20 protein-coding genes are annotated in these 19,810 nt (G+C 69.2%); 10 read left to right on the forward strand and 10 right to left on the reverse strand.

Features of this window, described 5'->3' with window-relative positions:
- Nucleotides 1–3 precede the first annotated feature (3 nt).
- Nucleotides 4–321, reverse strand: a complete 318-nt coding sequence (locus AC4HOU_RS27285; protein ID WP_014349299.1) for a type VII secretion target — start codon at nt 319–321, stop codon at nt 4–6.
- Nucleotides 322–467: 146 nt separating this feature from the next.
- On the opposite strand from AC4HOU_RS27285, the gene upp reads away from it, so the two are divergent.
- Nucleotides 468–1,091: a uracil phosphoribosyltransferase gene (upp, locus tag AC4HOU_RS27290; protein WP_194991084.1), complete on the forward strand. Its 624-nt coding sequence runs from the start codon at nt 468–470 to the stop codon at nt 1,089–1,091.
- Nucleotides 1,092–1,307: 216 nt separating this feature from the next.
- On the opposite strand, the gene AC4HOU_RS27295 is transcribed toward upp, so the two are convergent.
- Both AC4HOU_RS27295 and AC4HOU_RS27300 read right to left on the reverse strand, forming a co-directional pair.
- Nucleotides 1,308–2,816 carry a phospho-sugar mutase gene (locus AC4HOU_RS27295; protein WP_490725547.1) on the reverse strand — a complete coding sequence of 503 codons (1,509 nt, stop codon included), beginning with the start codon at nt 2,814–2,816 and terminating at the stop codon, nt 1,308–1,310.
- Complete coding sequence (locus tag AC4HOU_RS27300; RefSeq protein ID WP_163813843.1) at nt 2,817–3,596, reverse strand: purine-nucleoside phosphorylase; 780 nt, start codon at nt 3,594–3,596, stop codon at nt 2,817–2,819.
- Between the two features lie 117 nt (nt 3,597–3,713).
- On the opposite strand from AC4HOU_RS27300, the gene AC4HOU_RS27305 reads away from it, so the two are divergent.
- The 3 genes from AC4HOU_RS27305 (at nt 3,714) to AC4HOU_RS27315 (ending at nt 7,046) form a co-directional block, all read left to right on the forward strand.
- Complete coding sequence (locus AC4HOU_RS27305; protein WP_195020684.1) at nt 3,714–4,418, forward strand: enoyl-CoA hydratase-related protein; 705 nt, start codon at nt 3,714–3,716, stop codon at nt 4,416–4,418.
- 79 nt (nt 4,419–4,497) lie between these two features.
- Nucleotides 4,498–5,781, forward strand: a complete 1,284-nt coding sequence (locus AC4HOU_RS27310; RefSeq protein WP_228806590.1) for a M20 family metallopeptidase — start codon at nt 4,498–4,500, stop codon at nt 5,779–5,781.
- A gap of 122 nt (nt 5,782–5,903) precedes the next feature.
- Nucleotides 5,904–7,046 carry a M20 family metallopeptidase gene (locus AC4HOU_RS27315; protein WP_194991086.1) on the forward strand — a complete coding sequence of 381 codons (1,143 nt, stop codon included), beginning with the start codon at nt 5,904–5,906 and terminating at the stop codon, nt 7,044–7,046.
- 1 nt (nt 7,047) lies between these two features.
- Here the strand turns inward: AC4HOU_RS27315 and AC4HOU_RS27320 are convergent, their stop codons facing one another.
- Nucleotides 7,048–7,527, reverse strand: coding sequence for a gamma-glutamylcyclotransferase family protein (locus AC4HOU_RS27320; protein ID WP_014349306.1), 480 nt, complete (start codon nt 7,525–7,527; stop codon nt 7,048–7,050).
- A gap of 133 nt (nt 7,528–7,660) precedes the next feature.
- Between AC4HOU_RS27320 and AC4HOU_RS27325 the strand changes: the two genes are divergently transcribed.
- The 3 genes from AC4HOU_RS27325 to AC4HOU_RS27335 all read left to right on the forward strand — a co-directional run bounded on the left by AC4HOU_RS27325 (nt 7,661) and on the right by AC4HOU_RS27335 (nt 11,470).
- On the forward strand, nt 7,661–9,061 hold the full coding sequence (locus AC4HOU_RS27325; protein WP_163813845.1) for an NAD(P)H-quinone dehydrogenase: 1,401 nt from the start codon (nt 7,661–7,663) through the stop codon (nt 9,059–9,061).
- 288 nt (nt 9,062–9,349) lie between these two features.
- Entirely contained in the window at nt 9,350–10,381 is a 1,032-nt protein-coding gene (locus tag AC4HOU_RS27330) for a hypothetical protein (protein ID WP_228806589.1), read from the forward strand.
- A 72-nt stretch (nt 10,382–10,453) separates the two neighbouring features.
- On the forward strand, nt 10,454–11,470 hold the full coding sequence (locus tag AC4HOU_RS27335) for a DUF8176 domain-containing protein (RefSeq protein ID WP_490725548.1): 1,017 nt from the start codon (nt 10,454–10,456) through the stop codon (nt 11,468–11,470).
- A gap of 76 nt (nt 11,471–11,546) precedes the next feature.
- Here AC4HOU_RS27335 and AC4HOU_RS27340 read toward each other — a convergent pair whose 3' ends face one another.
- Nucleotides 11,547–11,807, reverse strand: coding sequence for a hypothetical protein (locus tag AC4HOU_RS27340; protein WP_490725549.1), 261 nt, complete (start codon nt 11,805–11,807; stop codon nt 11,547–11,549).
- A gap of 286 nt (nt 11,808–12,093) precedes the next feature.
- Between AC4HOU_RS27340 and AC4HOU_RS27345 the strand changes: the two genes are divergently transcribed.
- Both AC4HOU_RS27345 and AC4HOU_RS27350 read left to right on the forward strand, forming a co-directional pair.
- Nucleotides 12,094–12,282 carry a hypothetical protein gene (locus AC4HOU_RS27345; protein ID WP_163813847.1) on the forward strand — a complete coding sequence of 63 codons (189 nt, stop codon included), beginning with the start codon at nt 12,094–12,096 and terminating at the stop codon, nt 12,280–12,282.
- A 161-nt stretch (nt 12,283–12,443) separates the two neighbouring features.
- Nucleotides 12,444–13,643 (forward strand): aminotransferase-like domain-containing protein, encoded by a 1,200-nt coding sequence (locus tag AC4HOU_RS27350; protein ID WP_490725550.1) that lies wholly within the window; start codon nt 12,444–12,446, stop codon nt 13,641–13,643.
- Between the two features lie 165 nt (nt 13,644–13,808).
- Here the strand turns inward: AC4HOU_RS27350 and glpK are convergent, their stop codons facing one another.
- Nucleotides 13,809–15,308: a glycerol kinase GlpK gene (glpK, locus tag AC4HOU_RS27355; protein ID WP_490725551.1), complete on the reverse strand. Its 1,500-nt coding sequence runs from the start codon at nt 15,306–15,308 to the stop codon at nt 13,809–13,811.
- 216 nt (nt 15,309–15,524) lie between these two features.
- Between glpK and glpD the strand changes: the two genes are divergently transcribed.
- Nucleotides 15,525–17,258, forward strand: coding sequence for a glycerol-3-phosphate dehydrogenase (gene glpD / locus AC4HOU_RS27360; RefSeq protein WP_490725552.1), 1,734 nt, complete (start codon nt 15,525–15,527; stop codon nt 17,256–17,258).
- A 49-nt stretch (nt 17,259–17,307) separates the two neighbouring features.
- On the opposite strand, the gene AC4HOU_RS27365 is transcribed toward glpD, so the two are convergent.
- The 4 genes from AC4HOU_RS27365 to AC4HOU_RS27380 all read right to left on the reverse strand — a co-directional run bounded on the left by AC4HOU_RS27365 (nt 17,308) and on the right by AC4HOU_RS27380 (nt 19,794).
- Nucleotides 17,308–18,138 carry an MBL fold metallo-hydrolase gene (locus AC4HOU_RS27365; RefSeq protein ID WP_490725553.1) on the reverse strand — a complete coding sequence of 277 codons (831 nt, stop codon included), beginning with the start codon at nt 18,136–18,138 and terminating at the stop codon, nt 17,308–17,310.
- Nucleotides 18,135–18,698, reverse strand: coding sequence for a TetR/AcrR family transcriptional regulator (locus AC4HOU_RS27370; RefSeq protein WP_490725554.1), 564 nt, complete (start codon nt 18,696–18,698; stop codon nt 18,135–18,137). Before AC4HOU_RS27370 ends, AC4HOU_RS27365 begins: the two co-directional genes overlap by 4 nt.
- Nucleotides 18,699–18,731: 33 nt before the next feature.
- Nucleotides 18,732–18,923, reverse strand: a complete 192-nt coding sequence (locus tag AC4HOU_RS27375) for a hypothetical protein (protein ID WP_163813853.1) — start codon at nt 18,921–18,923, stop codon at nt 18,732–18,734.
- 88 nt (nt 18,924–19,011) lie between these two features.
- Nucleotides 19,012–19,794: an Fpg/Nei family DNA glycosylase gene (locus AC4HOU_RS27380; protein WP_195020689.1), complete on the reverse strand. Its 783-nt coding sequence runs from the start codon at nt 19,792–19,794 to the stop codon at nt 19,012–19,014.
- Nucleotides 19,795–19,810 lie beyond the last annotated feature (16 nt).

The raw sequence follows: 19,810 nt of genomic DNA on the forward strand, positions 1-19,810 counted from the left end.
GGCTCACCCTTCGGCGGACGTGGTCCGCAGCGAGTCGGCGATATCGGTGTCGGTGCTGTCGTAATTGGCCGCCGCACCCACCGCGGCGGTGCTCATGCTCGACACCACGGCCGACAGCTGGCCGATCGCTGCGACGTGCCCCGCGTGCGTGGCGGCATAGGCGGCCATGAAATCACCGCCGATCAGACCGAAGATCGGACCCAGTAGCGCCGGGCCCGCACCGGCGGCTCCCGCTCCCGCCGCCGCGAGCTCGCCCGCCATCACCCCGGCGGTGGCACCGTATGCGGCGATGCCCTCGGTATCCGCTGAGATCCTCTTCATCAGAGCTTCCCCCATCGTCTTCGTTTCCGGGCAGAGTATGTCATCTACCTGATTCGACGCAGCGATCCGCCGATCGGTTCCAGATCGTCGGAAAAAAGTTTCGGCGACTACGGCGGCGAACCCTGATCCGACTTTATCGTTCCTTCATGCGTACGCACACTGTGGATCACCCGCTCGCCGCGGCTCTGCTGACCGTTCTGCGGGACGAGCGCACACCCAACTCGGCCTTTCGTTCGGCGTTGCGGGACTTGACGGGCCTGCTGATCTACGAGGCGTTGCGCGACGCGCCGTTGACCCGGTTCGACATCAACACGCCGATCACCGTCACCCAGGGGGCGCGGCTGGCGCAGCCGCCGCTGCTGGTGCCGGTGCTGCGGGCCGGGCTCGGAATGGTCGATGCCGCTGCGGCACTCATACCGGATGCGCGAGTCGGGTTCGTCGGCATCGCCCGCGACGAACGCACCTACCAGCCGGTGCCGTACCTGGAATCGCTACCGGCCGACTTGGCCGGGATACCGGTGTTCGTGCTGGATCCGATGCTGGCCACCGGCGGCTCCATGCGATACACCCTGGAACTGCTGGCCGGTCGCGGCGCCACCGACATCACCGCGCTGTGCGTCGTCTCCGCGCCGGAAGGGGTTGCGCTGCTGGAGGATTCCGGGCTGCCGGTGCAGCTGATCACCGCGGCCATCGACACCGGTCTCAATGCCGACGCCTACATCGTGCCGGGCCTCGGCGACGCGGGGGATCGGCAATTCGGCCCACGCTGAGGTGTGCGCGAGGTTCAGTCTCCGGACTCGGCGAACAGATCGATGTGCGCGCAGTTCGCGCAGCGGTAGGCGGTGACCCGGAACGGGGCCGTGGATTCAGCGCCGCGCGCCAGCCCGGATCGGTGGCAGTGCCGGCCCAGAGCGCGGCGTCCCACCCGGTTTCGAGCACGCCCGCACGCAGATCCGTCCCACCGCAATGGGTGCAGTGTCGATCCTTCACGCCGGCTCTTGGAGTGCGGAGCAGAACTCGCGCAGACGGGACAGTTGCTGTGCGGCAGCGTTTCTGGCGGCAGCGAGCCCTTCGGCGTCGGACACCGGGAGCGCCACCTCGAGATAACACTTGAGCTTGGGTTCGGTCCCGGACGGGCGGATGACCACCCGTGCCGAATCGCCCTCGAAGACCAACGCGTCGGTGCGCATCCGGCCCCGCACGGTGCTCAAATCGGTGACCCGCACCGGCATCCCGGCGATGATCTGCGGCGGCGCCGAGCGCAGCCTGCCGAGCAGCGCGGCCGCGCCGGCGTGATCGGGCAGCCGCAACGAGACCTGATCGCCGGCGTGCACACCGAATTCGACCGCGTAGGCATCCAGTTCGTCGAGCACCGTCCGCCCGGCCGCCTTCAGTCGCGCCACCAGGTCGGCGGCGAGTACGGCCGCGGAGATGCCGTCCTTGTCACGCACCGCGGCCGGGTCGGCACAGTGGCCGATGGCCTCCTCGTAGGCGTAGACCAGGCCCTCGCCGGCGCGGGCAAGCCATTTGAAACCGGTCAGCGTCTCGGCGTAGCGCGCGCCGCGCGCCGGTGCGAGCCGCGACAGCAGTCGCGAGGACACGATCGTCGTCGCGACCAGGCTGTCGGCCGGGGCGGTGCGCAGCACGTAATCGGCCAGCAGCACGCCGGTTTCGTCGCCGCGCAGCATCCGCACCCTGCCGTCGGCGTCGTGCACGCCGATGGCGCACCGGTCCGCGTCGGGGTCGAGCGCGATCGCGAGATCGGCGCCCACCCGTTCGGCCAGCGCGACGAGCAGGTCGGTGGCGCCTGGTTCCTCGGGATTCGGGAAGGCGACGGTCGGGAAGTCGGGATCGGGAGCGAACTGCTCGTCCACCACGTGCACATCGGTGAAACCGGCCGCCGCGAGCGCGGTACGCGCGGTTTCGCCACCCACACCGTGCAGCGGGGTGAGCGCGATCCGGATCTCGGCGCGCTCGCCGGTGCCACCGATCAGCGTCGGCAGCGTGCTCACCCGGTCCAGGTAGCGCTGGACGAGCTCGGCGCCGGAGGGTTCGACCGATGCGCGTGGGATCGGCTCGGTGACCGCCGCGATCCTGGCTTCGATCTCGGTATCGGCCGGGGCCAGCAACTGCGCGCCGCCATCGAGGTAGACCTTGTAGCCGTTGTCGGTGGCCGGATTGTGCGAGGCGGTGATCTGGACTCCGGCCACCGCGCCGAGCTCGCGGACGGCGAAGGCCGTCACCGGCGTGGGCAGGGGCTCGGGCAGCAGCGTCACCGGAAAACCGGCGGCGGCGAAGATTTCGGCTGCCGCGGTGGCGAATTCGGCCGAACCGTGGCGCGCGTCGCGGCCGACGACCACCCGGCCACCGCCGAGACAACGCTCACGCAGCCAATCCGCGAGGCCTGCGGTGGCCCGGCCGACGGTGGTCACGTTCATGCCGTCGGGGCCCTCGCGCAGCGGCCCGCGCAGCCCGGCCGTCCCGAAGCGCAGCATCTACAGCTGCTCCAGCACGCCACGCAGCAGTTTGCCCAGCCGCGGCGCCGCCGCCCGGCCCTCGGCCAGCACCTCGGCGTGCGAGAGCGCATCGCCGGTGACGCCGGCGGCCAGATTGGTGACCAGCGAGATGCCGAGCAGCCTGGCGTCGAGCGCTCGGCAGGCGATGGCCTCCAGCACGGTGGACATCCCGACCAGATCGGCGCCGACGGTGGCGAGCATCCGGATCTCGGCGGGGGTCTCGTACTGCGGTCCCGACAGGCCGGCGTAGACACCGTCGGTGAGCGAGGGATCGACCCGGCGGGCCAGCTCGCGCAGCTGCGGATCCCATGCGTCCACCATGTTCACGAACGTCGCGCCGGACAGCGGGGTCCGGCCGGTGAGGTTGATGTGATCGCTGATCAGCACCGGCTCGCCGACGTGCAGCCCCGGTCGGATACCGCCCGCGGCATTGGTGAGCAGCACGGTGTGCGCGCCGGCGGCGATGGCGGCGCGCACCGGACGCACCACGTCGTCGGGGGCGTGGCCCTCGTACAGGTGCTGACGGCCCATGAGCACCAGCACCGGCGTCTCGCCGACCGGTATGGAATGCACCATGCCCACATGCCCGAGCGCGGTGGGTACGGCGATGCCGGGCAGCTCCGACATCGACACCGACGCGGTGGGCGTTCCGATCTCCATGGCGGCGTCCTGCCATCCTGATCCGAGCACCACCGCGACGGGATGGCGTGGCACTCCGGTCCGTTCGGCGATCGCCGCGGCGGCCTGTTCGGCAAGCATGACGGCAACTGTATCGGCCCGCGCGCGCCCAGGCCGGTCGTGCGAGGTGACCGAACCCACCCGAGCGCTTGCTACCCGTGAGTAGGATTTGCTCGCCGGTACCGATACGCTGCACGCATGCCGTATCTGGAACGTGATGGGGATGTGTTCGTGCTCTACCTCGGCAACGAGGGTCAGACCGACAGTGAGAACCGCTTCCACCCGGACTGGATCGCCGAGATCCATGCCCACCTCGACACGGTCGAGGCCTCCGAGGGCCCCGCCGCGCTGGTCACCACCGCCTCCGGCAAGTTCTTCAGCAACGGCCTCGACACCGACTGGCTCTTCGCCAACCTGGACCAGATGCACGGCTACCTCGACCGCGTGCATTCGATCTACACCCGGCTGCTGACCTTCCCGATGGCCACCGTCGCCGCCATCAACGGTCACGCGTTCGGCGCAGGCGCCATGCTGGCCACCTCGCACGATTTCCGGTTGATGCGTGCCGACCGCGGCTTCTACAGCCTGCCCGAGGTGCACCTCGGCATGCCGTTCACCATCGGCATGAACGCCCTGCTCACCGAGCGGCTCACCAATCAGGTCGCGGTCAAGGCCATGACGACCGGGCATCGCTTCCCGGCCGACGAGGCGATCGCCGCGGGCATCGTCGACGGCAAGGCCGAGGCCGACGCGCTCGTTTCCGCCGCGGTCGCGCAGGCTGCTGCCCTGGCCGGCAACCGCAAGCCGAACCTGCCGGTGATCAAGCGCGCGCTGCACGCGAACGCGCTGGCCGGGCTCGCCGTGCCGACCACGCCGGAGAACCTGGCGTTCGCGGCCGGATAACCGGCTCCCGCCTCCGCCCGCCACGCCGCCGCCATGGTGGCCTGCGGACCGGTCGGTGCGCAGTGCGACACTGAATGCCATGTCACCCCCGCGCAGCGGCCGGTCCGACCAGCGCAGCGCCGATACCGTTCGGCGCGGCGAGGCTGCCGCGCGTCACGGCGACGGGAGATCGCGTCCGGACCCGGCCCTCACGCTCCGGGCCGACGCGGCCATCGCCGCCGCCCGTGACGAGCTGATCGGCCTGTCGCACGCGATCCACGCCGAGCCGGAACTGGCCTTCGAGGAGACCCGCAGCGTCGCCAAGGTGATCGAGCCGCTGGCCGCGCGCGGGTTCGAGATCGAGACCGGCGTGGCCGAGCTGCCCACCGCCTTCCGCGCGAGCTACGGCAGCGGCGAACTGACCGTCGGGCTGTGTGCCGAGTACGACGCGCTGCCCGAGATCGGGCACGCCTGCGGGCACAACATCATCGCCGCGAGCACGACCGGCGCGGCGCTCGGGCTGGCCGAGGTGGCCGACGCGCTCGGCCTCACGGTGGTGGTGCTCGGTACACCCGCCGAGGAGAGCGGCGGCGGCAAGATCCTGATGCTCGAGCGCGGTGTTTTCGACGACATCGCGATGGCGATGATGGCCCATCCCGGCCCGTACGACATCGTCGGTGCGCGCTCGCTCGCACTCGCCGATCTGTCGGTGGTCTTCCACGGCCGCGAAGCACACGCCAGCGCCGCCCCCGAGCAGGGCCGCAACGCCGGGGACGCGGTCACTGTGGCGCAGGTCGCCATCGGCCTGCTGCGTCAGCACCTGCGGCCGGGCCAGCAGCTGCACGGTATAGTCGGCGACGGCGGCGTAGCCCCCAACATCGTGCCCGGACGTGCGGAACTGCTGTACTACCTACGCGCAGCCGACTCCGCATCCCTCGGCGAACTGATGCGACGCGCATCCGATTGCTTCGAGGCGGGCGCCCTCGCGACCGGCTGCACCCACGACATACGGACGCTCGCGCCCACCTATACCGAGCTCACCCCCGATCCGGCACTACTGTCTGCCTATCGAGAGCAGATCGCCGGCCTGGGACGGACGCCGATCGCGCCCGAGCTCGAAGCGCAGCGCCCGCTCGGGAGCACGGACATGGGCAACGTCACCAACGTCATCCCGGGGATACACCCGGTCATCGGGATCGATGCCGATGGCGCGGTGACGCATCAGCCCGGTTTCGCCGCGGCCAGCGTCAACGCCTCGGCCGACCGAGCGGTGATCGATGCGGCGACGGCGCTCGCGCGTACCGCGATCGCGGTTGCCGGCGATGCACTACACAGGGACAGGTTGTTGCAACGGCTCGTTCAGCGACAGGAGGAAATTCGGTGAGTAGTCCGGCGGCGCGAGCGACGGGGCCGGAAGAGGCAGCGCGCGTGACCACGCAGCCACCCGTAACCACCAAGGCCACCGGGGCCGCCGCCCTATCGAAGGCAGCGCGGACCGGCCAGGACGTGGTCGACGCGTGGCTGGCCGAGCACACGGTGGACCTCGTCCAGTGGCGCCGCCACATCCACGCCAACCCGGAACTGTCCCGCACCGAGTTCGGTACCACCGAATTCGTCGCCACTTGGCTCACCAAGGCCGGCCTCACCCCGCGTGTGCTGCCCGGCGGCACCGGCCTGATCTGCGATATCGGCCCCGACACCCCGCGGATCGCGCTGCGCGCCGATATGGACGCCCTGCCGATGCAGGAGTTCACCGGCCTGAGCTTCGCCTCCACCGTCCCCGGCGTCTCGCACGCGTGCGGGCACGACGCGCACACCACCATCCTGCTCGGCACCGCGCTGGCGCTGGCCGATGCCGATCTGCCGGTGGGCGTGCGGCTGGTGTTCCAGCCGGCCGAAGAAGTGATGCCGGGTGGCGCGCTCGATGTGGTCGCCGCGGGCGCCATGGAGGGCGTGGAGCGGATCTTCGCGCTGCACTGCGATCCGCGGCTCGAAGTGGGCCGGGTCGGGGTGCGGGTGGGTGCGATCACCTCGGCCGCCGACACCGTCGAGCTGGTGCTCGACTCGCCGGGCGGGCACACCTCGCGTCCGCATCTGACCAGCGATCTGGTCTACGCCATCGGCACGGTGATCACCGGGCTGCCCGGGCTGCTGAGCCGTCGCATCGATCCGCGCACCAGCACCGTCATGGTGTGGGGTGCGGTCAGCGCGGGCAAGGCGCCGAATGCGATACCGCAGACCGGCATGCTCACCGGCACCGTCCGCACCGGCGACCACGCCACCTGGTCACTGCTGGAGCCGATGGTGCACGAGATCGTCGACGGCCTGCTGGCGCCCACCGGCGTGCGGTATCAGCTCAATTACCGGCGCGGCGTGCCGCCCGTGGTCAACGACGAACACTCCACCCGGATGTTCGAGGACGCCATCCGCGCCGTCGGTCCCGACGCCCTCGCCGACACACCACAGTCCGGCGGCGGCGAGGACTTCTCCTGGTATCTGGAGGAGGTCCCCGGTGCGATGGCGCGCCTCGGCGTCTGGTCCGGCGAAGGCGACCAACTCGACCTGCACCAGCCCACCTTCGACATCGATGAGCGCGCGCTCGCTGTGGGCGTGCGGGTACTGAGCAACATCGTGCTCCAGGCAGGCTGAATCAGGCGCTGAAATTGCCCGGGCCGACGTTGCGGCTGTTGCGGGTGCGCAGGGCGTGCACGTACTCCTCGGGCGCGCCCGCCTTCTCCGCGGCGTCGGCCATCACACCCAGGTAGCGGGCCGATGGCAGCCCGCCCTCGTAGGCGTCGAGCACATACAGCCAGGCCAGGATGGGTTCGGTGCCGCTACCGGGATTCGGGGTGACGCGTAGCCGGATCTTGCGGTGGATCCCGAAATCGGAGCCCTCCCAGCGGTCCAGCCGCTGCTCGTCCTCGGGGGAGACGTCGTAGAGCACGACGAACACCCGGGAACCGGGTTCCTCGACGACGGTGGCGAGCGGGCCTTCCCAGCCGATGTCGTCGCCACTGAAGGTGAGGCGCCAGCCCTCCAGCCACCCCGTCCCGAACATCGGGGAGTGCGGACAGCGCTCGAGCATCTGGGACGAGTCCATGTTGGACCCGTAAGCGGCGTAGATCGGCACGAGGAAAGGGTAACCGGTATCGGATTTGCCGTGCTCGCGGCGCGGCCTACCGCAACGCGGCGGCACGGCTCAGGGCGGATAACGTTGATGCCGAACCGGAGATCCCGGTGCAACTGCTCGAGCGGAGGTATCCATGACCCGCATTGCGATCATCGGTGGCGGACCGGCCGGATACGAGGCCGCACTGGTGGCGGCCCAGCACGGCGCCGAGGTCACGCTGATCGATTCCGACGGCATCGGCGGAGCGTGCGTGCTGTGGGACTGCGTGCCGTCGAAGACCTTCATCGCCTCGACCGGGGTGCGCACCGATCTGCGCCGCGCCCGCGATCTCGGCATCACTCTCGATCCGAGCCAGGCCACGGTGTCGTTGCCGGAGGTGCATTCGCGGGTGAAGGCGCTGGCGCTGGCCCAGTCCTCGGATATCCGCTCGAAGTTGCAGACCGTCGGGGTGACGGTGCTGGCCGGGCGCGGGCAGTTGATCGATTCGGGCTCCGGCCTTGCCGCCCATCGGGTGCGCGCCGCGCTCGCCGACGGCACCGAGCAGACAATCGAGGCCGAGGTGGTGCTGATCGCCACCGGTGCCAGCCCGCGGGTGCTGCCCGGCGCCGAACCCGACGGCGAGCGCATCCTCAACTGGCGCCAGCTCTACGACCTGACCGAGCTGCCGGAGACCCTGGTGGTGGTCGGTTCCGGTGTCACCGGCGCCGAATTCGTTTCCGCCTATACCGAAATGGGCGTGCGGGTGAAGCTGGTGTCCAGCCGCGACCGGGTGCTGCCCGGTGAGGACGCCGACGCTGCGCTGGTGCTGGAGGACGCGCTGGCCGAGCGCGGTGTCGAGCTGGTCAAGCACGCGCGTGCCGATGCCGTGGAGCGCACCGCCGACGGCGTCGTGGTCAAGCTGGCCGACGGGCGCACCGTCTCCGGATCGCATGCGCTGATGACCGTCGGTTCGACGCCCAATACCGATGATCTCGGCTTGGAGCGCGTCGGCATCGAACTCGACCGCGGCTACCTGCGCGTCGACCGGGTGTCGCGCACCTCGGTACCGGGCATCTACGCCGCCGGCGACTGCACCGGCCTGCTGCCGCTGGCCTCGGTGGCCGCGATGCAGGGCCGCATCGCGATGTACCACGCGCTCGGCGAGGGCGTGAATCCGATCCGGCTCAAGACCGTTGCCTCGGCCGTGTTCACCCGGCCCGAGATCGCGACCGTCGGCGTCAGCCAGACCGCCATCGACAACGGCGAGGTCCCGGCCCGCACGGTGATGCTGCCGTTGAACACCAATCCGCGCGCGAAGATGTCGGGGCTGCGGCGTGGCTTCGTCAAGATCTTCTGCCGTCCGGCCACCGGTGTGGTCATCGGCGGTGTGGTGGTGGCGCCGATCGCGTCCGAGCTGATCCTGCCGATTGCTCTTGCGGTGCAGAACAATCTGACCGTCACCGATCTGGCGCAGACCTTCTCGGTGTATCCCTCGCTGACCGGATCGGTGACCGAAGCCGCGCGCCAGCTCATGCGTCACGACGATCTGGACTGAGCCGGGCGGTTCGTCCAGCGTGTCGAGTGTTCCTGTCAGTGGGTAGGTTTCGTCACGTTGCCTGGGCCGGGCAGTTGTGGTTCACTTCCGGCAGAGATGCGATCGATGGGTGGTCGTGTGGTTTGGTGTCGGGGGGTTTCCTTTCCTGACGCGAACGGCGGGCAGCCTGGGCTGTTGGCAGTCCGAGCGTCTCACCAAAGACAGCTGAGTGCGGTCGGTGCGACCGCACCCGGGAAAGGGATTGGGCGAAAAGTGAAACATCGTAAGCCGAGTCGGGCGCAGCGAGCGATGGCGAGTACTTCGTTGCCGCTGGCCACCGCGGCGGCCGTAGCCACTCTGTTCGCATCGCCGGCGGGGGCCGTTCCGAACGAGCAGCCCGAGGCCCCGGCGCCGACGCAGGACGAGTCGCCGAGCCAGCCGGGTACCACCCAGCCGGAGCAGTCGCAGTCGCCGACCCAGCCCGGCGTCACCGACCCGGCGAAGCCGGAGAACCCGCAGGGCAACGCCACGCCGAGCCAGCCGGGCGTCACCACCCCGAACACCGACAACGACCAGAAGGACCCGAAGCTGGCCGCGCCGCGCCAGCCCGGCGTCACCGCGCCGCGTGTCGCGCCGCTGCCGGTGCCCGGCCAGAGCGGTCCCGTCCAGCCGGTCGTCGTGCCGGATCAGAAGCCGGGCGAGGTCGATCCGAACCGTCCTGGCGTCGTCGACCCGCGCACCGGCCAGGCCGTCACCCCGGAAGAGGGCACCGAGGCCCAGCCGGCCATCGACCCCGAGACCGCTCAGACCATCGAGCCCGGCACCGAGTCCGAGACCCAGACGCTGGTGCAGCCGCAGTGGGAGGCCCCGCGCATCGAGGCCGCTCCCGCCGCGCCGGTCGTCGAGATGACGGGCCCGCACGCCGAGGTCGGCGCCACCATCGACGGTGGTTCGCTGGCACCCGGCTACCTGGCCAACACCCACCACTTCACCAACGAGGCCGGCTACGTCGGCACCGTCGGATACAGCACGCCCACCGGTCGCGGTGACGCGGGCATCGCGTGGGAGTTCCTGGACGAGAACCACATCAAGGTGAACACCTTCACCGGCGGTGCGGGCCTGGCCGACAACAAGTTCGAGACCGTCCTCGACACCACCCAGATCAATGCCGCCAAGGCGAACGTCGAGCAGTGGATCGCCCAGCAGCCGGGCGGCGCCGCCGCGCTCGAAGCGGCCGCGCAGGTTAAACTGCCGACTATCGTGCAACCGGGTGACATGGCCCCGCAGACGATCAATGTCGCTGGCGTCACCACCCAGTGGGGTGGTTCACTCCAGTACTGAAATGTGCTGAATGGGCGTTGGGGCGGTCGTTCGCGGCCGCCCCATACGTGTGTTCCGGGGAAAGGATTGGGTGTGTCCGGCGACGGCGAAGGCAAGGACAGCGGGTCCGGAGGATCGGATTTCGGCCCACCGGTAGGAGACTTCGGACCTCCGGTATCGAACTTCGGTCCTCCGCTCGGCGATTTCGGACCACCCACCACCCCCGGGCCCGGCTGGAAGCCCGAACCCGCACCGGAAAAGCCCGGCCTGACCTGGCGACCGGCCGGTGAGCCCGCACCCGAGCCGCCGGCGAGCGTGCCCGCACCGCCGCCGCAGTTCCGGGCACCCGACAGCACCACGTTCCCGGACAATCCACCACGCCCGCCGCGCCCGGAACCCGCCGACGCCGGCGAGGATCGCACCGCCCGGATGTCGACCGAGGACGACAGCAGCTGGTGGAATCGGCCGACCAAGTCCGGCGAGCCGCCGACCCCGCCGGCCGAGCCCACACTGGAGCCGGGCCTGTCCTGGGCCGACGATCCGATCGCCAAGCGCCTCACCCCGCAGTCGGTGACCGAGGCGCTGGCCCGTCCGGCCAAGAAGAAGCGTCCGCTCGGGCCGATCATCGCCGGCTCGGCCGCCGTCGTAGCCGTGCTGGTCGCGCTCACCGTGGTGATCGTCATGATGACCGGTGACGACAGTGGAGCGGAATCGGCGCAGGCGCCGACGACCACGGCCGCGCTGAGCTGTCCGGCGAGCAAGGACGGCAAAGTCACCGTGGGCAACGGTCCGGGTGATACCGCGAGCGGGGCCGGCGCCATTCTCGGATATCAGCATGCGTTCTATACGGCTCGCGACGGCGCGAAAGCTCGCAGCTTCGCCGCCTCGGACGCGAACGTGCTGCCGGCCGCCGATCTGCAAAAGGTCATCGATGAGCAGATCCCACAGGGCACCACCTACTGCCTGCGAATGACCGAACGGCAGCCGAACGTCTTCGACGTCGACCTGGCGGTACATCAGCCCGACGGCACCACCAACCTCTACCCGCAGACGGTGCAGACCATCGACCAGAACGGCAAGCACCTGATCTTCGCCATCCTGGACCGGTGACCCACTGGTCTGCTACGGCCATATGACGCAACGGCGACCGGAGGCAGGCTCTGCCGCCGGTCGCCGCGGTCTCGGATCAGCCTTCGCCCGAGCCGGGCTGGATGTAGTTCGTTATCTTCCAAACATACTTCGATCCCGATCGGACGCAGCTAATCACCGCTTTGACATGAGTTCCGTTACCGGCCTCGACGTAAACCTTTTCTGTTGCCCCTGGAATCGTGCACGGCTGGCCTGGCTGGCCGGCCTGCGCCGGAGCGGCAAAGGCGACGATGCCAGCGGACAACGCCCCGGCGACAAGCGCAAATGCGATGTGTCTCATTACTTTCGGTCCTTTCACCGGAGATCCTTGCTACGTGAGATTGGACGGCAGAGGTAGGAAAGCGGTTCCCCGCTGTGGGGCTGATCACTCTTCGTCGGAATGGGCAGTGGTTCGCATGAGTGGGCCGCGATGGTGGAGCCAGCTGGTGTGCAGGCCAAATGAGCGCAGACTTCATTCTTGAACTGCTGCACGAAGGGTGGCGTAGGGAAATCGCCGCTGCGCGAAGTGATCTCGTCGGGGCGTGCTGTTGCCCGTCCGTGAGGCGTCGGGTACTGTTCGAGCTGACTCTAGGGAGGGAGTATCCATGAAGAAATTGGTTGCCGGTGTCGCGCTCACGATCGGTCTGGTGGGGGTTGGCCCCGCGTTGGCACCGTCCATCGCGCTTGCCGGTCCGTGTCAGCCGGGTGTGAGCACCGACTGCAAGGACACCAAGAAGAAGCCGCCGTGCCAGCCCGGCGTCACGAAGGACTGCAAGGTCCCCTCACGACGCTGATCTGCGCAGCAGCGAACGGCCTCATCCCGCACTCGGGATGGGGCCGTTGTCGTTTCTCGTGGACACCAGGGTGTCTCAAATCATGGGATGATTATTTCACATCATGGTCCCCGGTATGCGACAGTGGGACAGGCGCACCTCGCGTAATCCCTGGAGGTTCCATGTCGCAGCACCTACCGCCGCTGGCCGGCCGCCTGAACGGTCTGACCAGTTCGGCCATCCGTGACCTGCTCAAACTCACCGCACGCGCGGAGATCATCAGCCTTGCCGGTGGTCTGCCCGATGCGGCGCTGATGCCGGGGGAGCGGATCGCGGTAGCCGCCGACGCCGCGCTGCACCAGGATGCCGCCCTGCAATACACCGAATCGCCCGGCTGGAGGCCGCTGCGTACCGTCCTCGCCGAACGAGAGAGCGCGCGGTTGGGGCGCACCGTCGCGCTGGACGAGGTGTTCGTCACGCACGGATCGCAGCAGGCGTTGTCGCTGCTGTCGGAGGTGCTGCTCGATCCGGGCGCGCTCGTCGTCGTCGAAGATCCCGCCTACGTCGGCGCGCTTCAGGTGTTCCGGGCAGCCGGCGCGCGCATCGTCGCGCTGCCGTTGGATGCCGAAGGCCTGCGGATGGACCTGCTGGGCGAGCTGCTGGCCGGTGGGGAGCGGCCTGCGGTGGTGCATACGGTGAGCAACTTCCACAACCCGGGCGGGGTCACCATGAGTCCGGCGCGGCGGCAGGAGCTGGCGGCCCTGGCCGAGCGCTACGGCTTCTGGGTGATCGAGGACGATCCCTACGGCGAACTGTGGTTCGACCAGCCCGCGCCGGCTCCCGTCGCGACCTACTCATCGAATGTGATCCGCCTGTCGAGTTCCTCCAAGATCCTCGCGCCGACGTTGCGGGTGGGCTGGATGGTCGCGCCGAATCCGGTGTGCCGGGCGGTCGAGCTGCTCAAACAGGGCGCCGACCTGTGCGGTTCGGCGCTGACCCAGCAGATCGCGGCCGATCTGCTGGCCGACACCGAATGGCTCACCGCCCACATCGACACCGTGCGCGCCGCCTACGCCGAACGCGCGAAAGCGCTTGCAGGCGCGCTGCGTGCGCGCTTCGGTGATCGGCTCACCTGCTCCGACGCCGCCGGCGGCATGTTCATCTGGGCCGATTTCACCGACGGCACGGACACCGGGGCGCTGCTCACCCACGCCCTCGACGCCGGCGTCGCCTACGTCCCCGGTCAAGCGTTCTCGGTGAGCACCCCGTACCCGCATTCGCTGCGCATGTGCTTCACCACCGGCGCACCGGACGCACTCGCCGAAGCGGTGGACCGGCTCGAGCGCGCGGTCATCGCGCAGCGCGCGGTTGCCGCCGTATAGCGCCGGGTTCGGCCTGGCGCACCCGCTCAGGTGATCGCGCAGGTGCCTAGTGCACGCAGAAGCACGAGTGCGAATGACCAGAGACTCGCGGTAGTCGGTGAAAGCCTTGGGGCGCGGTCGAGGAGGGCGCGGGCCGTGCGTGGCTCGCGGCGTCGCGACCGGGGTTCAGTCCGCCCAGTTGTAGGTGCGTTCGACCGCCTTGTTCCAGGCGTCGAGCCGGGTCTGCCGGTCGGTGTCGCTCATGCTCGGCTCCCAGGTCTTGTCCGCCGCCCAGTTGTCCAGGATGTCGTCGGTGCCTGCCCAGTAGCCGACCGCGAGACCGGCCGCGTACGCGGCACCGAGCGCGGTGGTCTCGTTGACGACCGGGCGCACCACCGGGACGCCGAGGATATCGGCCTGGAATTGCATGAGCAGCTCGTTGTTCACCATCCCGCCGTCGACCTTCAACGTCGTCAATTCCAGTCGCAGCTGCTCGGATTCGGCGTCCGCGCGCATGGCGTCGGTGACCTCACGCGTCTGGAACGCGGTGGATTCGAGGACGGCCCTGGCCAAGTGGGCCTTGTTCACGAAACGCGTGAGCCCCGCGATGACCCCGCGCGCGTCCGGCCGCCAGCGCGGGGCGAACAAACCGGAGAACGCGGGCACGATATAGGCGCCGCCGTTGTCGTCGACGCTGCGCGCCAGCGGTTCGATCTCGGCGGCCGAGGAGATGATGCCGAGATTGTCGCGGAACCATTGCACGAGTGATCCGGTGACGGCGATGGAGCCTTCCAGCGCGTACACCGGCGCCTGGTCACCGAGCCGGTAGCAGACGGTGGTGAGCAGTCCGTGCTTGCTGAACACCGGTGTGGTGCCGGTATTGAGCAGCATGAAATTGCCGGTGCCGTAGGTGTTCTTGGCATCGCCGGGAGACAGGCAGGCCTGGCCGAAGGTGGCCGCCTGCTGATCGCCGAGGATGCCTGCGACCGGTACTCCGGCGAGCGGACCCGAGGTGATCTCGGCATACACCTCGGAGGAACTGCGGATCCGCGGCAGCATCGCCTCTGGCACGCCGAATTCGGCGCAGATCTGGCCGTCCCATTGCAGGGTGCGCAGATCCATCAGCATGGTGCGCGAGGCATTGGTGACGTCGGTCAGGTGCTCTCCGGTGAGATTCCACAGCACCCAGCTGTCGACGGTGCCGAAGCACAGCTCACCGGCCTCGGCGCGCTCGCGGGCGCCCTCGACATGGTCGAGGATCCAGCGCAGTTTCGGGCCGGCGAAATAGGTCGACAGCGGCAGACCGGTGCGATCCTGATACCGGGTGCGCCCGACCTCGCCGGCCAGCTCGGTGCACAGCGCCTCGGTGCGGGTGTCCTGCCAGACGATGGCGTTGTGGATCGGCTTGCCGGTGGTGCGATCCCAGACCACCGTGGTCTCCCGCTGATTGGTGACGCCGACCGCCGCGATATCGGCTGCGGTGATGCCGGTGGCGGTCAGCGCTTCGCCGAGGACGTGTTCGGTGTTGTGCCAGATCGCTTCGGCATCGTGTTCCACCCAGCCCGGGCGCGGGAAGATCTGTTCGTGCTCGCGCTGGGCGATGCCCGCGACCCGCCCCGAGCGGTCGAAAATGATGCACCGGCTCGACGTCGTCCCCTGGTCGATGGCGGCCACATAGCGTCGCATTGGAGCAGGTTACCGGAACCCGCGGCCGGTCACGGTGGCCTCGGGACAACCCGGCACCGTGGCGGTGCGCGGCCCGGATCAGCGGGTCCGCCCGCGCCCGAGGGCGTCACACGCGAGCGCGGCCGATGCGGCGATAAGGTGTCAGAGAAGCTCGATCGCCCGATCACAGACCACAACGTCGACCTCCGGCGCTTGCGTCGGTTGGAGGAGCCGAGCATGACCAAGAAGCCCGATTCGCAGTTCCTCGGGCCGCAGCAGCGGCTGGACGCCTGGGCCCGGCTGGGCAAAGACCACTTCGACGTGGTCGTCGTCGGCGGCGGTGTGGTGGGTGCGGGCATCGCCCTCGATGCCGCGACCCGTGGGTTGCGGGTGGCGCTGGTCGAGGCGCGCGATCTGGCCTCCGGGACGTCGAGTCGCTCGTCGAAGATGTTCCACGGCGGTCTGCGATATCTGGAGCAGCTGGAGTTCGGCTTGGTCCGGGAGGCGCTGGCCGAACGCGAGCTGTCCATGTCGACGCTGGCGCCGCATCTGGTGAAGCCGCTGCGCTTCCTCTACCCGCTCACCCACCGGGTGTGGGAGCGGCCGTATGTGGCGTCGGGGTTGTTGCTCTACGACACCATGGGCGGCGCTAAATCGGTTCCAGGGCAACGTCATCTGAGCAGGCACGGCGCGCTTCGGCTGGCGCCGGGGTTGCGCCGCGATTCGATGATCGGCGGCATCAGCTACTACGACACCGTCGTCGACGACGCCCGCCACACCATGACCGTGGCCCGTACAGCCGCCCACTACGGTGCCGTGATCCGCACCTCGACGCAGGTGGTCGGCTTCCTTCGGGAGGCGGACCGGGTGGTCGGGGTGAAGCTGCGCGACAGCGAGGACGGGCGCACCACGGAAACCCGCGCGCATGTGGTGATCAACGCGACCGGCGTGTGGACCGACGAGATCCAGGCCCTCTCGCATCAGCGTGGACGTTTCCATGTGCGGGCGTCCAAGGGCGTGCACATCGTGGTGCCGCGCGACCGGATCGTCAGCGATGCGGCGATCATCCTGCGCACCGCCACCTCGGTGTTGTTCGTGATCCCGTGGGGCAGCCACTGGATCATCGGCACCACCGACACCGACTGGAATCTGGACCTGGCGCACCCGGCGGCGACCAAGGCCGATATCGACTACCTGCTCGAGCATGTCAACCGGGTGCTGGTCACCCCGTTGACCCACGACGATATCGACGGCGTGTACGCCGGGCTGCGGCCGCTGCTGGCCGGGGAGAGCGACGACACCTCCAAGCTCTCGCGCGAGCACGCCGTCGCCCGGATCGCACCCGGTCTGGTCGCCATCGCCGGTGGCAAGTACACCACCTACCGGGTGATGGCCTACGACGCCGTCGACGAGGCGGCGCAGGACATTCCGGCCCGGGTCTCGCCCTCGATCACCGAGAAGGTGCCGCTGCTGGGCGCCGACGGCTACTTCGCGCTGGTCAATCAGACCGTGCAGCTGGCCGAGGCCTACGGTGTGCACCCGTACCGGATCAAGCATCTGCTCGACCGCTACGGCTCGCTCATCGACGAGGTGATGGCCATGGCCGAGGGCAAACCCGAACTGCTGCAACCGCTGACCGACGCACCGTCCTACCTCCAGGTCGAGGTGGTCTACGCGGCCGCCGCGGAGGGCGCGCTGCACCTGGACGACATCCTGGCCCGGCGCACCCGCATCTCCATCGAGTACTCCCATCGCGGCGCGGACTGCGCCGAGCAGGTCGCCCGACTGGTGGCGCCGATGCTGGGGTGGGACGATGACGACGTCGACCGTGAGGTCGGCCTGTACCTGGCCAGGGTCGATGCCGAGATCCGTTCCCAGGCCGAGCCCGACGACGAATGCGCCGACGCATTGCGGGTGGCCGCGCCGGAGCCGCGTCCGGAGATTCTGGAGCCGGTACCGCTGGATCGGTGATGCCCAGGGCAGGCGCGTCCGCACCCGGACGCGCCTGCCTGCGGCCGAATCAGACTGCGGCGGCCTGCAGTGCGCGCAGCTCGCCGGCGTGATGGGCGCTGAAGATCCGCACCTGATGACCCTCGGCAGCGATCAGCTCCCGCAGGCGCTGCTGATTGTTCGCCCTGGCCTCGGGCACCGTCTGGACGATCCGTTCGAAGGCGGCGATGCCGAGCGGTTGATGTGGATGGGCTTCGAGGACGCCGGGGTGGAAGTACGAGTCGCCCGCGCTGAGCAGCCATCCGTCGCCGGTGTCGACCGCGACGCCCGCATGCCCGCGGGTGTGCCCGGCCAGCGGTACCAGCAGGATCTCCGGCGGCAGACCGGCCAGCTCGCGGACCGCTTCGAAGCCGAACCACGGCTCGCCGTGTTCGCCGTGCACCTGCCACTTCGGGCCGTGCGCGAACTGGATCGCGCGATAGCGGAACCGTTCTCGCGGACCATAGGTACCTTCGAGTGCCCGCATCTCCTCGGCGTAGACGTGCACGCGCGCGTGCGGGAAATCGGCGAGGCCGCCCGCGTGATCGAGGTCGAGGTGGGTCAGCACGATATCGCGGACGTCCTCGCGCCGGTAGCCGAGCCGCTCGATCTGGCGGGCGACGGTCCGTTCGAGATCGAGCACCGGATGGGTCATCTGCAGGAATTGGGCGCCGAGCCATTCGGACGGGCGCCGCACCGCCTGCTCGCCGATGCCTGTCTCCACCAGTACCAGACCGGTGTCGTGCTCGATCAGCACGCAGTGGCAGACCATTTCGCCGCGATGCAGCAGACCGCCGGTGCCGCTGATCAGCCGGCCGCCGAAGGGCCGCATCGTTCCGCCGTCGAGGTGATGGATCTTCATCGGGACAACTCCTGGTCCATGAGGGTGCGAAGGTGGTCGGCGACCGTGCGCAGCGGGGCGATATCGCGGCTGGTCTTGGCGAGTAGCAGCGCGCCCTCGAGCATGGCGAGCGCCACGGTGGACAGTTCTTCGGCGCGCTCGGCATCGATGCCCTTGGCGCGCAGGTAATCCGCGATGGTCAGCCGCCAGGATTCGAAACCGCCCGCGCACGCGGCGCGGATCGGTTCGCTGTCGGCGGCATCGAGCGCGACCGAGGCCAGTGGGCAGGCGCGCGCGAAATCGGAGGCGACGAGGTTGGCGGTCAACTGGTCGACGACGCTATCGATGTCGCCGTGTTCGAGTGCGACCGCGAGCCGCTCGCGCAGCAGCTTGCCCGCCTGGTCGACGGCCTCGGCGGCGAGTTGTTCCTTGCCACCGGGGAAATGGAAGTACAGCGAGCCCTTGGGCGCGCCCCCCGCGGTGACCAGCTGGTTGAGTCCGGTGGCGTGATAGCCCTGGGTGTGGAAGAGATCGACGGCGGCGTCGATGAATCGCTGCCGGGAGTCCGTGCGTGTAGTCACGACGGAGACGTTACGTGAATTATGACGACCGGTCTAGTGAGAGATGGAGAAGCGCTCGATCTGTGGTGTGGGCGGCGCGGGGGCGGGCGGCCCGAGGGGCGCGGCGGGACCGCCGCCATGTAGCAGCAGGTAGCTGAACAGGGCGGTGGCCAGGAGGGCGAGCACAGTGGTCACGATGCGGCCGGCGATGGCGGCCAGGCGCTGCCGCGTCGTCGGTGCCCGCATGAGTGCTCGCTTTCGATCGGTCGGCGAAATCGACTACTGCCGTCCTTGTCGTGCGAACTCGTTGAATCATTAGCAATTGAATGGCAAATCACATCGTTACCGCTGGTTGGCACCGCGGGCAGAAGTAGATGCCGCGCTCGCGCCGCGAGATCCGGTCCGCGGGTGGTGCGCTCTCGCCGAGCAGCTCTACCGCGATGGTGGTGCCGCAGCGCTGGCACGGCATCCGGTGCCGGCCGTAGACCAGCGGGCGCCACGGTGGTTGCTGTGCGGCGGTGGTGAGCACCCGGTGCGCCTCGTTGACCAGGGCGAGCAGATCCGGCACGGCGGCGACCGGCGTGGCCGGGTGCACGCGCCGCAGGAAGCACACCTCGCTGCGATAGATATTGCCGATGCCGGCCAGATTGCGCTGATCGAGCAGCGCGATCCCGATGGGTTCGTCGGGCTGCCGGATCAGCCGGTCGACCGCTTCGGCCGGATCCCACTCCGGGCCGAGCAGATCGGGTCCGAGGTGTTCGATGACGCGCTGCTCCTCGGCGCGGCGCAGCACCTCGACCACGCCGAGCGAGAAGCCGACCGCCTCCACCTCGTCGGTGGCCAGCACCAGCCGGGCGGTGACCCGCGGTTTCGTCCAGCGCTGCCCGCAATGGAACACCCGCCAGCTGCCCTCCATTTTCAGGTGGGTGTGGATGCTGACGGTGTCGGTGCGGACGAACAGGTGCTTGCCGTAGCTGCCGACGCTGTCCACGGTCTGTCCGCGCAGGTCGACGGTGGCATAGCGGGGGACGCGGAAATCGCTGCGGGTCAGCACCTGTCCGGCCAGCGCCGCCCGTAGTCGTTGCGCGGTGCGGTAGACGACGTCACCCTCGGGCATCGCCCGCTCCGTCGGC

Source organism: Nocardia sp. JCM 38205, from assembly GCF_058222935.1.